We start from the raw sequence: 12,746 nt of genomic DNA on the forward strand, positions 1-12,746 counted from the left end.
GGGGGACAGGGGGGGAGGGGGACAGGGGAAAAATCTTTCTTTATCTATTAGACAACCTATTTGAAAATTAACTATGCGTTACCCAAAACCCTTTGTAGAGACGCGATTTATCGCGTCTTCGATTTCCAAGAGATGTTTATTACAAGAAATCTATTGTGATATTAAAGTCTGAAGAATTTGCTTTAAGTCAGGTACAAATGAGAGGATGACAAAAAGGGCGATCGCACTGATACAGATGGTGATAGTTAAGGCATAAGATTGAGTTTTGCCTGAGTTGCCATATTTGAGGACTTCACCACCAAATATGGAAGCAAGTCCGACAAAATTCACCAATCCATCGATGAGATAGCGATCGCCCCAATCAACGATGCGCGAAAATATATCTACACCACCCACAACACTGGAGCGATATAAGTTTGGTGTATAAAAATCGTAGGCGAATAAATCTTGCAAGCCTTTCCAGGGCAAGCGAATCGGTTTGGGGATGACGTTGCCTAAGTATATAATTCCACCAATGCTTAAACCAAAGATGCTAGACCAAGTAAGCAGCAATGCGACATCTTGATTCAATGTTGCCCATTCGGGGAGAAGAGACAAACTTTGGAGAATCATTGGGATATGAAGCGTAAAGCCTGCTAAGGCTGTCATGGGTAGGATTACAGCCCACAGAGGTTCAGGCGATCGCTCGGTCATTTGCTTCGGCTTATTCGCAAAAATCAGACCGAATACGCGAACTAAGCTAAAGGCAGTCAAAGTGTTAATTAGCAGTACCAGCCCTACCAGTAAAGGTTGAGTGTTCCACAACCCATCTGCTAATTTCAACATTGCCCAGAATCCACCAAGGGGAGGCATTGCAATTAGCCCCAAGATACCAGCAATAAAGGAAAGTCCGGTAACTGGACGACGCTTCCAAAGCCCGCCTAATTGAGTTACATCTTGAGTTATGCAGTTGAGAATAATTGAACCGCAACTCGCTACTAAAGTTGCCATTGCTACAGCATGAGCTAGTACAATCAACAGAGCCGCTTCGATTTGCTGACTACCAACGGCAATGAAGACAAGACCCATGTAAGCGCTGACGAGATATGAGAGAGTACGTTTGATATCAATTTGAGCGATCGCAATCAATATTGCACCAATGGCAGTGATTGCACCGATAGCGATCGTCATCGTCATTGCCCACGGAGAAAGTTCCAGCACCGGCTCTAGTTTCACCAGCACCCAAGCTCCAGTCGCCACTACCACAGAATTCCGTAATATTGTACTGGGAATCGGACCCTCCATCGCCTCATCTAACCACAGATGCAACGGAAACTGAGCGCATTTACCCATCGGTCCTGCAATCAGTGCTAAACTTACCAGTGCTGCTACTTTTGGATCAACTTCAGCCGTTTGTGCCCAAATAGCTAACTCCCGAAAATCCCAAGTACCAGCTAAGGGATAAAGTGCTAAAACACCCATCAAGAGAAATAAGTCACCCACGCGCTTGGTGAGGAATGCATCCCGCGCTCCCGTAACCACCAAAGACTGATTGAACCAAAAACCAATCAGCAGGTAAGTTCCTAAAGTCAAGATTTCCAAGACCATGTAGCCGAAGAACAGGGAATTGCACAGAACTAAGCTACACATCCCCGCTTCAAACATTGCCAGGAGAACATAAAAGCGTGCCCAACCCCAATCCATCTCCAAATAACCGATCGCATAAAGTTGTGCGAGCAAGTTCAGCCCTGTAACCAAAATGCAGGCTCCCAGGCTGAGAGATGAGATTTCTAGAGGAATTGTTAAATTTAACCCGGCAACTTGCAGCCAAGAGATAAACTCATATTGAGCAGGTTGGTTCCACAGATAAGAAAATGCCAAAACACTGTGGACAAACGCCACCAAAGTCACGATTAAGTTGAAATATCCTGCCGGTCTTGGTCCTGTGCGACGAGTAATCGACGGAAACCAGAGTGCCGATAAAACCATGCCAAGTAATGCATAGCACGGTATTAACCAAGCAGTTTGAGTAACAAGTTGAGCCATCCGTTCTATCCTGACACGATAAGACTAATTAAATAGATTTATACCTATAATTATCATTTTATGCATAAATAATAATCTATATCCATGAAAGTAGCTTACCGTTTAAGTCGGAACAACGTAAGAGCTAAATCATCAAAAAATTCTTGGTACTGATGCGAGATTTATCTATGGTTTGTGAACTGTAAGATGTAACTTTTGTCAAGCTGTTAATCAAAACATTGCAACCCTCATAGAGACGTTACGAAAGGAACCTCTTTACAATAGACATCTGGTAAAAAAGTAGAGACGTAGCTAGCTTACCTCTCTACAAGGGTTTCGGGCTAATCCAACATTTGGGCGTCAATTCCCAAAGCGTTGAGTTGTTCAGGGGAAAGGGTACGCAACTTCTCAACAATTCTCTCCCGCTTGTGTCGCTCAACTTCTGCTCGTTCCTCTCCTGTTAACAATAAATTACCTTGTGCATCCCACCACCGCAACCAAGGTAATTCTGCATTTTGATACCGTCCTTGCCAAATTCCCAACTCTACCCCCATTGGGGTAATGGGATAATGTCCTCGTTCATTTGCTTGCAGAATTTGATAAGTATTATCAACGAGATGATAAACTTCAACTTGTTCTTTTAACACTTCATAAATCGCGTAATAAGGTACGCGAATCGCTTGTTCGTAAACCCAAAACTTACCAACCTCTCCCTGTGAAGAAGGCGGCGTTTTATCCCTTTCTTCCCTACCATCCCCTGATACAAATTCAATCACGATTAACGGTGCAACATACTCCTTCCACAGCACGTAAGAACGCCGCATTTTACCTTCTAAAGTAGGTGGTACATTGGGTACATAAAACCAGTCTGGTGCTTCTGCCCCTTTTTCTGGTGGATCTGTCAAGCGCCAGTAGATACCTAAATCTTGTCCGATACAATATTGACTATCGGGATGGAGTTGCTCTAAGACAGGTGTAATCGAGTCTGTTAGTAAGATACTTTGGGGATGCTCTTGCCAGTTTTTCACAAATGTACCATCTGACTCAGGTAACTGGGTATGATCAGGTAAGGTGAATGTTGATAGGGAAGTCATAAGCGACAACCAGATGTGTATCTAAATTTTATTTTAAAATTGACGGCAATGGACAAGCAAAAATACTCACTGACTCTGAGTGAATGCAATTATTCATCTACTGCATAAGTTGATGGTACTTACACTTATGTTAAATAGTGTAGTCTAATAAAAAATCAGGAAGTGTCAAAATAATGAACAACAAAACATTATCAATATTATGTTTTGTCTCTATGACAGTTGCATGTTTGAACCCTTTAGGGAAAGAAGCTTTAGCTGGAAATTTTTCTCGTAGCTGTGGAGATACTGCACTGAATGGTACAATTTTGAGCGCAACTTGTAAAGACCGTAGTGCTAATCCCCGTAGGACTTCTTTGGATTTGAATAGAAGAATAGGAAATAGGGATGGACGTTTAACAATAAGTGGAGGTTATGCTAGTACTTGCAAAAATGTAGGACTGAGCGGAGTTTCATTACAAGGAGATTGTAAAACGTTTAATGGGGACTTTAGATCCACAAGCTTGAATTTAAATAGAGTCATTTCTAATAATGATGGAAACCTGACATTTGATCGTTAGTGATGGGTGTAAGCTATAGTAATCCTAAATGAGTTGTCAAAAGAGGCACTCTTAGCAGCTTTGCAGCTTTGCAGGGGGAGAGACGCTTGACGGAGCTTGTACTCGCGGCTTGCGTCCAAGCGTCCTTCGCTTGACGGGGCTTGATACCCATGTTCCGATGCAGCTCCACTTCTAGGGGAAGGGCTTGTTCCCCCCGCAAGATCGCTCCCTTCCCCTCTGCCTATAAAGGTGATCGCTAGTTGGGATTTTCCTTTACGCCTCCTGAAATTGCCTAAGTAAGTGGGTCAAATTAAACATAAAACCTCACCCTGGCTCCTCAATCCCTCTCCTTACACTGCGTAGAGGGATTGAGGAGCCAGTGCGTTGCGGGGGTTCCCCCCGTTGTAGCAACTGGCGTGGTGAGGTTTTATCTTATATTTAATTGTGCCTCCCTACTTAATTCCCATTATCAATTACTTGGTGCGGGGTGCGTCCGAGGGGAACAAAGCTTGAAATGCTCCTTGGCGATCGCTAACCGATTCTGGAGCATAATCCCAAAGGCTTTCGTAGTAGAAGAAAGTTACACCCAAACCACGTTGTTGAGCTGCTCGCACTTGCGATTGAATTTGTGCGATGGGAACTTGGCGATTTCTCAACCCTGCCATAATACCAATTCCGGTGGGAATTATCTTTTGTGTTTCCTGAATTTCTGCACGGCTAATGTTTCCGATAAAACTTGACAAATCCTGACGATAAACCTGCATAATTAGTTCATCTACAATATTTAGCCTTACCCAACCGAGCCAATCTTGGAGATGTAACTTATACGCAAAGTCGTAATAATTGGGGGAAACAGAGAAAATCACATTCGGTTTTCTTGCTTTGACAGCTTCGTTGAGTTGTATCATGAATACTGTGATTTTATCTGCCCGCCACCGCACCCATGCTTCATCTTCAAAATTAGTTGGCGGATTATTTTTCGTCTCTTTAGTATATAAAGCTACTGTATATTTATCGTAGCCAAATTGGTTGGGCAAACTCATGTGGTCGTCAAATTGAATTCCATCGACATCATACTGAGTAACAATTTCTAACACGAGGTTGGTGATAAATTGTTGCACTTCTGGAAGAAAAGGATTGAGCCAAACAACCTCACCGGCGACGCTAATTGAAGTTTCGCTACCATCCCGCTTTTGCGTGAGCCAATTAGGACGATTTAATGCTAGTTCTGAAGTTGGGGGAGCCATGAAACCAAACTCAAACCAGGGAATTGCCAGTAACCCTTGTCGATGAGCTTGAGAAATCACATCTGCAAGAATATCTTGTCCCTCAGAACCGCTATCAAAGAAGGGGATACCGATTTTTTTGGCTACAGCGCTCTTGTACGATGTATAACCAGAATTCCATACTACAGGATAGATTGTATTGAAATTGAGCCGCCTTAATTGACTCATAGCATCCTTCACTTTTGCTCGATTTTTGAGGATGTCAAAATCATTACTAGTCAGCCAAACTCCCCGAATTTCCTGCCGGGGTTGTTGAGCGATCGCTTGCAGGCTATTTATCTGATTTACTGTAATAAATGATACTAAAAACCAGACTGGCAATAAACATTGAATCCAACCCCACAAACCTAAAGTAATTATACGTAATTTCATTGTTTTGAATGATAAGTTAATTACTTCAACAGGAACGCACCTGTTTTTTGATGGAAACAAGAACGGTAATTCTGATAACTTTGACTCAGAAGTCCGTGTGTGTATCCATAGCACCTTTCAATTCATCCGTAAATAGCTTTGTGAAAATATTGAGTTGTTAGACGAATCACTCGATATACAAGTAATTAGCAATTGGTAATCAAAGAAAACCACTACTTGATTACCGACCTCATAAATAATAAAAGTGTTCCAACGAACATGATGTTATGCGATCGCTACACTAAATTAGTCTCATAGTTGCTATTTTTAATCAAAACTATATTTCTCAGGAAAAATATTTAGAATTTTAGATACTTACAGCAGATTGCGTTGTTATTAAATATACGTAGACACGTAGCAATGCTACGTCTCTACAAGGTCTTGGGTTTTACCCATGTACCTCCGAAACCTGAAATTTGCTGTAAGTTAAATAAAATACAATTATATTGCTCTATGACTATGTGATAATTCGGAGAATGTGAAGAGCGATGCCTTCTGCGAGCTTCGCTAACGCACTCTCACCACCGCATCAATCTTTCGGTACTAACGCAATCCGATATCCAAGAGCATCCAAAAACGAAATCAAAGTGTAAATTTCAGTTCCACCACTTTCTGACAGCATCTTATCAAGCTGTTCATAATGCTGTTTCGCTTCTTGCGAGAGATTATCTGACAGTAAACGCGCATCAACCACATTTTTTAACGCCTTACGCAGCAATTCCGGTTCACTCTCTTCTTCTTCCAATTCCAACATAACCCCAATATATGCAGCAGCATGTTCAGGATCTTTAAGAGAAGAAATTAAATAATCGTGGTAACTGCTACTTCTTGGTGCTTTCACTTCTTTCATAATCTCTCCAATATTCCCTAGCTGTAAGAATGTCTTGCTCTTGCGTACTTTTATCTCCACCAGAGAGTATAACTATTATCGTTGACCCTATTTGTCCAAAATAAACGCGGTAGCCAGGACCATAGTCAATTCTCAGTTCAAAAACTCCTTCCCCTACTGAGCGATAATCTCCCAAGTTACCTGACTTGACTCGTTCAAGCCTCTTTTCTATTTTAACTCTGGCTCTCATATCTCTTAAACAATCAAGCCATTCTGCAAAAGGACTTCTTCCCTCTGCTGTTTGGTAGTTTCTAATTTCTCTAGGTTGTGCTTCCACTCTTTAACTGTCAATGCTTCATTGCTTAATTTACTTGAAAGCGATCGCCCTTAAAAATATGAATTTGCATTCTCACGTCAAGACGCAAAGACGCTCTTTAAATTTTTTGCGACTCTGCGATGGTAGTCCTGACACATTCAGCACATCATCTACTCGTCCCATTATCCAGAAATACCCATCTTCATCCTGCCATACTCCATCACCATCTGTGATATTTGCTTGCATTATTTTTCTACTTAGAATAAAAGACTATTGTTGATGTAATATATTAAAACGTTTACTAATATTCATACCCCAACTAGTAAATCAGAGAAAATCTCAATGCTACCTATAAATATAAAATCAACTTTAAATAGCAAGAATCAAGAATTGATTGAGGTTTATCAAAGCAATTACGGAATTCTTTATCAGGCAGATTGTCTCAAATTCTTAAATGCTCTTCCTGATGGCTGTATAGATGTTGTCTTTGCCGATCCACCTTTTAACCTTGGTAAAGATTACGGTAAAGATGTTAGCGATAAAATGAAAAATGATGAGTACCTTATATGGTCAAAACAGTGGTTAAATGAAACTATTCGCGTCTTAAAGCCTGGTGCTAGTTTATTCGTTTTTAACTTACCTAAATGGTGCATTGAGTATGGTGCATATCTAAATGAAAAAGGTATGCTTTTTCGCCACTGGATTGCGTGCAGAATGCCGAAAGCTTTTCCTCGCGGTAAGCGAATGTCTCCCGCGCATTATGGATTACTTTACTATACAAAAGGTGAACCGACAGTTTTCAATAAAGTTTATGCACCAATTCAACTTTGCCGACATTGCGGTGGCGAAATTCGAGATTATGGAGGACACCGGAAAAAGTTAAATCCTAAAGGTATCAATTTAATGGATATTTGGGATGCTCCGGAAGAAGTCTGGGAAGATACTTGTACAACTGATAAAAATGAGGAAGTGTGGACTGAACTTGAGGAAATGTGGAGTGATATTCCACCAGTACGCCATCCTCAGCACAAGAAAAGGGGAGCTAATGAGTTAGCCCCTATAATGCTGGAGCGTATAATTGCCATAGCATCTAATCCGGGACAAATTATAATTGACCCTTTTGGAGGTTCTGGTACTACATTTTATGCCGCAGAAAAGCTACATCGATATTGGTTAGGTACAGAAATTGGTGATATAAAACCAGCAGTGAAGCGGCTAACTGATTTAGCTAATGGAAATGTAGAAGAATGGGAATCAGCGAGAGGAAAAAGAAAACTTAAAAAGCAATCAATAGATTCAACACAACTAGACTTGTTTTCATATATGTAGGTGAAAATGCGATAAGAGCGTTGATAAATTTCTATATTAAAGCACGACCATCTGTACCCTTTGTTATTTGCGGCACGCTACTATCTACCTGATCATGTTCAACTACAAATATAGCTAGAAATCCTTCATTTATGTTAACTGACCGCCAGACATCAAAATAAGGTTCTAATTCTTCATAATTTCCAATTCTGTCAGTAAGATAAGGGTACAGTTTCCTGCTAGGAAGCACTAAAGCTGTACCCAAAAATACTTTTCTTAACAGTCCAAGAACCAATTTGTTAACTGCACGGTGACTTGATGAAATATTACCAGTTTCCCATTCAAGAGCAAATAAATCACCATTTAATCTTTTAGTAGCATCTACTCGTCCTGGAGAGCGAGTTGCATATGTAATTTTGGTTTCAAGTTGCCATCCAAAATTTTCTTTAAGAGCTATCATACAAGCATTTTTGATAGGCTTGACACCATTACCATGCGATGTAGGATTAATTGTGAAATTTAATGCTCCAGGTGGGTAAACAATTAATTGGATAGCATTGCGAATCTCATTTTGAATAACAGTCCACTCTTGAGACTCCTCAAAACTACCACGATTAATTAGTAATACCTCTTGTACAATCTTCACGCTGCATTTATTCTGTACATAAGTCACACCTACAAATTAGTTGAAAACTCTTTCTCGGATTAAGACGCAAAGACGCCTAAACAACTCTTTGCTTTGCGTCTGGTGCGACTTTGCGTGAGACTTTCTTAAGCCCCTTCCCGCAGCTTATCCAACACACTCCGATCTTCTAAAGTCGAAGTATCCCCCGATACCTCTTCCCCCGCAGCCAGACTTCGCAACAATCGCCGCATAATCTTACCCGATCGCGTCTTTGGCAAAGCATCAGTAAAGCGAATTTCTCCCGGACGAGCGATCGCACCAATTTCCTTCACAACGTGCTTTTTCAACTCCTGACTCAATTCCTCACTCGCCTCAAAACTGCCTTCCAAAGTCACAAAAGCAACAACTTCCTCACCCTTAAGTTCATCCGGCTTACCCACCACAGCAGCCTCAGCAACCGCCGGATGAGACACTAACGCCGATTCAACCTCCATCGTCCCCAAACGATGCCCGGACACATTCAGCACATCATCTACTCGTCCCATTACCCAGAAATACCCGTCTTCATCTTGCCGCGCACCATCCCCAGCAAAGTAGATATAATTCCCATCTTTGGGGGGGATGTGTTCCCAATAAGTGCGGCGGAATCGTTCTGGGTCGCCGTATACAGTCCGCATCATACCAGGCCAAGGATAACGCACCGCCAAATAACCGCCTTCGTTATTCGGTACAGAATTGCCTTCCAAATCTACAACATCCGTGATAATTCCGGGAAAGGGACAAGTTGCAGAACCGGGTTTAGTGGGAATTGCTCCTGGTAACGGCGTAATCATGATACCGCCTGTTTCCGTTTGCCACCAGGTATCAACAATTGGGCAGCGTTCCCCGCCTATTATCTTATGATACCACATCCAAGCTTCCGGATTAATCGGTTCGCCAACAGTTCCCAGCAACCGCAGCGAAGAGAGATTTCGCGCTTTCGGCAAATGTTCGCCCATTTTGATAAAAGCACGAATTGCCGTAGGTGCAGTATAAAAAATATTTACACCGTGCTTTTCGATAATGTCCCAAGTACAGCCAGGATTTGAAGCACGGGGCGCACCTTCATACATGAGGCTGGTTGCACCGTTGGAAAGGAGACCGTAGACAATGTAACTGTGTCCCGTAATCCAACCTACATCAGCAGTACACCAATATACATCAGTATCTTGTAAGTCGAAAATCCATTTGGTGGTCATGTGGCTGTATAAGTTATAACCACCAGTTGTATGCACAACGCCTTTCGGTTTGCCAGTGCTGCCAGAAGTGTAGAGGATAAACAGCATATCTTCACTGTCCATCGGTTCAGCGGGACAATCGGCTGAGGCATCTTTTTGCAAATCGTGCCACCAGTGATCGCGTCCCCCTAACTGCATATAAATATCTTGCCCAGTACGCTTGACAACGAGGACGTTTTCTACACTTGGGACAGCACCATCAGCCAAAGCTTTGTCTACTTGTTCTTTGAGAGGAACGATCGCATCTTTTCGGAAACCACCATCAGCAGTGACTACTAGTTTAGCTTGAGTATCGATGAGGCGATCGCGCAAAGCTTCCGCACTGAAACCGCCAAAAACCACGGTGTGGGGTGCGCCAATTCTCGCACAAGCTAACATTGCGATCGCAGCTTCCGGTATCATTGGCATGTAAATACCAACGCGATCGCCTTTTTGTACTCCCAACTGCTTGAGAACATTCGCAAACTGACAAACTTCTCGATGCAATTGCGCGTAAGTGAGAGTGCGTGAGTCTCCTGGTTCTCCTTCCCAAATCAGTGCAGCTTTATTTTTGCGCCAAGTCGTGAGGTGTCTGTCAAGACAATTGTAAGAAATATTAATCTTACCGCCGACAAACCATTTCGCAAAAGGTGGTTGCCAATCTAGCACCGTATCCCATTTTTGGAACCAGTGTAACTCTGTTTCGGCTAGTTCTGCCCAAAATGCTTGGGGGTCAGCCTTCGCTTTATCGTAAAGGCGCTGATACTCTTCTAAACTTTTGATATGAGCATTTTGGGAAAACTCAGTTGGTGGATGGAATAAACGGTTTTCTTGGAGGATTGATTCTATCGTGGGTTGAGACATAACGCGATCGCTAATTAATATTGTTACTGCAAACTATTTTGTACGCAGATTTGCTAAAAGTGTTTTGATTTTCGTTAAGTTAAGGGAAAATCGCATTGCGTCGAGTCACAATCGCATTGCGTCGGGTCACAATCGCATTGCGTCGAGTCACAATCGCATTGCGTCGGGTCACAATCGCATTGCGTCGGGTCACAATCGCATTGCGTCGGGTCACAATCGCATTGCGTCGGGTCACAATGGCATTGCGTCGGGTCACAATGGCATTGCGTCGAGTCACAATCGCATTGCGTCGGGTCACAATGGCATTGCAGGGTGTTGCCAAGTTTAATTTGCTACGAATTAATCAAATGCTGTACTTAGCGCTCTTTTATTAATCTCGCCAAATTAAATTTAAAACCCTATTTCCAGATTAGTCCGCGCAGGCGGACTTTGTTCGTGTAGCCGCGATTTTAATCGTCGGGGCTAATGCCGATGTAAATTGCGACAATATTAAGATTAGTACAAATCAACTCTATCAGCACCTATGACACTCACCGTAGAAGCCAGTAACCTATCTTTAAACGACGTTCATCGGTTGCTGAAGCTGCAAGAACAGCCAATTGGCTCATTTACAGACTACTTAACCTTACAACCTCTGACTGAGTTTGAACAGCAAGATTTATTGCGGATTAGCAACGACTTTAAACGTTACCTCGCAGCGGGAAAAGTTTCGGAAGGATTAGTGAAATTTTTGACTCTTGCCCCATTAATGCGATTGGCTGGATTTTATGATGTGCTGATTCGCTTAACGATGGAGGATGTAATTGCTATTTCCATCGAAGATGAGGATACAAATATTAAAGGACGCATGGATATTTTAGCAATCAACAACGCTCAGGCAATTACTCTGCCGCCTTTTTGGGTGTTAGTAATTGAGACGAAAAATAGTTTAGCTGACGTGCTTCAGGGTTTACCGCAACTGCTGACCTACGCTTATAAAAGTTTAGAACAGCAAGAATCTGTATGGGGATTGATAACAAATGGACTGCGTTATCAGTATGTTTATCTTAGACAAAGTACACCACCAACTTATCAGTTAATGCCATTACTGAACTTGAATGAATCTCCAGATGCAATTGAATTATTGCAAGTTCTCAAAGCCATTTGCCAACTGCCAGAATTTCAGTCGTGAGAAATAGGCGATCTGGTTTAATATACAGCATATTTCCGGTTTAGGAGGTACATGCATAAAACCCAAAACCCTGTAAAGACGTTCCGCCGGAACGTCTCTACGTGTATTCAATAAAAACGCAATCTGCTGTAAACTTAATATAAACTTTTCCGAAATTACCGCAGTCAAGCTGGTAGTATGCTGTGTAATTGCGCTTAACAAAATAGCTTATGGAACCGTTAACCGCTGGAGCGATCGCAACCCTTGCTTTTACCAAAGCATTTGAAAAGACCATAGAGAAATTGACGGAAGCAACTCTCACCAAAATCAATGATTTGCGGAAAAAGATTTGGCAGAAGTTTCGCGGGAACTTAAAAGCAGAAACTGCTCTGGCAGCAGCGGAAAAAGGCTCGAAACCAGATTTAGAAACGGTTACAGCTTACCTCAAGCAAGCAATGGATTACGATAACCAATTTGCTCAAGAGGTGCAAAACCTTGCCAAAGAGATCCAACAAGAAATCAATATCGGCAAGATTCAAGGGCAGAATGTCCAAAATGTTTACGGTGGAGAAGCTGAACAATATAATGTTAACAACCCCAATGCCCCAGTAATTCAAGGTGGTAGTGGTCACAATATCACATTTAATAACTGACTACAGACACCCGGAAGGGAACGGGCATCAAATCCCATATATAATACTCCTCATCGACGCGTCGCTAACTTTGTTGGACGAGAGCAGGAACTTACCACGCTGCATGAAAAATTGCAGCAACCTGGTACTGTCGCAATTTCGGCAATAGCGGGTATGGGTGGAATCGGCAAAACCGAACTGGCAACGCAATACGCTCTAGGACATGAACAAGATTATCCTGGGGGTATTTGCTGGTTAAATGCAAAGAAATCGAATTTGGCAGCCGAGATATTAGAGATTGTCCAGTTATAGTTCCAAATCACATAGTCAAATATAGTCAGACATTTGCAATTTAGGTTTAAGCAACTCTACTTTCAGCATGGACACGCTTAAATAGTGGAGTTATCCGCCTTGGATGTACTACCTGACACCCCC

At 42.2% G+C, this 12,746-nt stretch carries 14 protein-coding genes; 6 read left to right on the forward strand and 8 right to left on the reverse strand.

Features of this window, described 5'->3' with window-relative positions; genetic code table 11:
• Positions 1-150: 150 nt before the first annotated feature.
• Both OGM63_RS01315 and OGM63_RS01320 read right to left on the reverse strand, forming a co-directional pair.
• Positions 151-2,025 (reverse strand): NAD(P)H-quinone oxidoreductase subunit F, encoded by a 1,875-nt coding sequence (locus tag OGM63_RS01315; RefSeq protein ID WP_263743696.1) that lies wholly within the window; start codon positions 2,023-2,025, stop codon positions 151-153.
• 320 nt (positions 2,026-2,345) lie between these two features.
• Entirely contained in the window at positions 2,346-3,098 is a 753-nt protein-coding gene (locus OGM63_RS01320; protein ID WP_263743697.1) for a Uma2 family endonuclease, read from the reverse strand.
• A gap of 173 nt (positions 3,099-3,271) precedes the next feature.
• Between OGM63_RS01320 and OGM63_RS01325 the strand changes: the two genes are divergently transcribed.
• Positions 3,272-3,655 carry a mannose-binding lectin gene (locus OGM63_RS01325; RefSeq protein ID WP_263743698.1) on the forward strand — a complete coding sequence of 128 codons (384 nt, stop codon included), beginning with the start codon at positions 3,272-3,274 and terminating at the stop codon, positions 3,653-3,655.
• Between the two features lie 452 nt (positions 3,656-4,107).
• On the opposite strand, the gene OGM63_RS01330 is transcribed toward OGM63_RS01325, so the two are convergent.
• The 4 genes from OGM63_RS01330 to OGM63_RS01345 form a co-directional block, all read right to left on the reverse strand.
• On the reverse strand, positions 4,108-5,292 hold the full coding sequence (locus OGM63_RS01330; RefSeq protein WP_263743699.1) for a glycoside hydrolase family 10-like protein: 1,185 nt from the start codon (positions 5,290-5,292) through the stop codon (positions 4,108-4,110).
• A gap of 568 nt (positions 5,293-5,860) precedes the next feature.
• Positions 5,861-6,181: a helix-turn-helix domain-containing transcriptional regulator gene (locus tag OGM63_RS01335; protein WP_263743700.1), complete on the reverse strand. Its 321-nt coding sequence runs from the start codon at positions 6,179-6,181 to the stop codon at positions 5,861-5,863.
• On the reverse strand, positions 6,153-6,497 hold the full coding sequence (locus tag OGM63_RS01340; protein ID WP_263743701.1) for a type II toxin-antitoxin system RelE/ParE family toxin: 345 nt from the start codon (positions 6,495-6,497) through the stop codon (positions 6,153-6,155). The genes OGM63_RS01335 and OGM63_RS01340 overlap by 29 nt, the downstream gene beginning before the upstream one ends.
• A gap of 72 nt (positions 6,498-6,569) precedes the next feature.
• Positions 6,570-6,722 (reverse strand): hypothetical protein, encoded by a 153-nt coding sequence (locus tag OGM63_RS01345; RefSeq protein WP_263743702.1) that lies wholly within the window; start codon positions 6,720-6,722, stop codon positions 6,570-6,572.
• A gap of 96 nt (positions 6,723-6,818) precedes the next feature.
• Here OGM63_RS01345 and OGM63_RS01350 point away from each other — a divergent pair, with 96 nt between their 5' ends.
• Entirely contained in the window at positions 6,819-7,805 is a 987-nt protein-coding gene (locus OGM63_RS01350) for a DNA-methyltransferase (protein ID WP_263743703.1), read from the forward strand.
• A gap of 31 nt (positions 7,806-7,836) precedes the next feature.
• Here the strand turns inward: OGM63_RS01350 and OGM63_RS01355 are convergent, their stop codons facing one another.
• Positions 7,837-8,430, reverse strand: coding sequence for a PDDEXK family nuclease (locus tag OGM63_RS01355; RefSeq protein ID WP_263743704.1), 594 nt, complete (start codon positions 8,428-8,430; stop codon positions 7,837-7,839).
• Positions 8,431-8,555: 125 nt separating this feature from the next.
• The gene (acs, locus tag OGM63_RS01360) at positions 8,556-10,529 is read right to left on the reverse strand and encodes an acetate--CoA ligase (RefSeq protein ID WP_263743705.1); all 1,974 of its coding nucleotides are present in this window, start codon (positions 10,527-10,529) and stop codon (positions 8,556-8,558) included.
• Between the two features lie 64 nt (positions 10,530-10,593).
• On the opposite strand from acs, the gene OGM63_RS01365 reads away from it, so the two are divergent.
• From OGM63_RS01365 to OGM63_RS01380, 4 genes are all read left to right on the forward strand, one after another.
• Complete coding sequence (locus OGM63_RS01365) at positions 10,594-10,857, forward strand: hypothetical protein (RefSeq protein WP_375340442.1); 264 nt, start codon at positions 10,594-10,596, stop codon at positions 10,855-10,857.
• Between the two features lie 195 nt (positions 10,858-11,052).
• Entirely contained in the window at positions 11,053-11,700 is a 648-nt protein-coding gene (locus tag OGM63_RS01370; RefSeq protein ID WP_263743707.1) for a restriction endonuclease subunit R, read from the forward strand.
• A gap of 209 nt (positions 11,701-11,909) precedes the next feature.
• Positions 11,910-12,332 (forward strand): hypothetical protein, encoded by a 423-nt coding sequence (locus OGM63_RS01375; RefSeq protein ID WP_263743708.1) that lies wholly within the window; start codon positions 11,910-11,912, stop codon positions 12,330-12,332.
• A 36-nt stretch (positions 12,333-12,368) separates the two neighbouring features.
• Positions 12,369-12,623: an NB-ARC domain-containing protein gene (locus tag OGM63_RS01380; protein WP_511041077.1), complete on the forward strand. Its 255-nt coding sequence runs from the start codon at positions 12,369-12,371 to the stop codon at positions 12,621-12,623.
• The last annotated feature ends 123 nt before the right edge of the window (positions 12,624-12,746 follow it).

Source organism: Plectonema radiosum NIES-515 (assembly GCF_025753815.1).
Lineage (GTDB): Bacteria > Cyanobacteriota > Cyanobacteriia > Cyanobacteriales > Nostocaceae > Hassallia > Hassallia radiosum_A.